Consider the following 804-nt stretch of genomic DNA (forward strand, 5'->3'; position numbering starts at 1 on the left):
CTCAATTAGTTGGTAAGATGAAATGTAGACATTGTAACAGTTCAAATACAATAAAGTATGGATATCAACAGAATGGAAAAGTAAGACATCATTGTAAGAGTTGTTTTCGTTATTTTCAGGAAAGTTATCGATATCAGTCTTCTATTACAGAGGATAAAGCGATCATCGTTCTTACGAAGGAAAGTTGCGGTATTCGCAGCATTTCACGGATTTTAAATATTTCTTCATCTACAGTTATTCGTCGGACTAAGAAAATAGCGAATGGTCTTGCCCGACCTTATCCCGGGTAGTGTACTCAATTAGTTGGTAACACACTGTTTAGTGTTTAAATTATTGATTTTCATTATTTTTATTTTGGAAAAATAGTTAAATCGGGTGAGGGATAACCTTCACCCGATTTTTTTTGAGTAGTTTGAGTGTCTTCAACTCAGTAAATAGATCTATAGTGTATTCAATTAGTTGGTAAGATGAAATGTAGACATTGTAACAGTTCAAATACAATAAAGTATGGACATCAACAGAATGGAAAAGTAAGACATCATTGTAAGAGTTGTTTTCGTTATTTTCAGGAAAGTTATCGATATCAGTCTTCTATTACAGAGGATAAAGCGATCATCGTTCTTACGAAGGAAAGTTGCGGTATTCGCAGCATTTCACGGATTTTAAATATTTCTTCATCTACAGTTATTCGTCGGACTAAGAAAATAGCGAATGGTCTTGCCCGACCTTATCCCATTGTAAAAGGCAACTGTTACGAAGTAGACGAATTGTTCACTTATGTAGGCCATAAAAAGAATCGAATTT

2 protein-coding genes are annotated in these 804 nt (G+C 34.1%); both read left to right on the plus strand.

Annotated elements, in window-relative coordinates:
- Positions 1-290: IS1/IS1595 family N-terminal zinc-binding domain-containing protein (locus tag ABDZ97_RS03865; RefSeq protein WP_425542642.1), on the plus strand; the 290-nt coding region annotated here is incomplete at its 5' end.
- 177 nt (positions 291-467) lie between these two features.
- Positions 468-804: IS1/IS1595 family N-terminal zinc-binding domain-containing protein (locus tag ABDZ97_RS03870; RefSeq protein WP_425542643.1), on the plus strand; the 337-nt coding region annotated here is incomplete at its 3' end.

This window comes from Wandonia haliotis (assembly GCF_039523435.1).
GTDB lineage: Bacteria > Bacteroidota > Bacteroidia > Flavobacteriales_D > Crocinitomicaceae > Wandonia > Wandonia haliotis.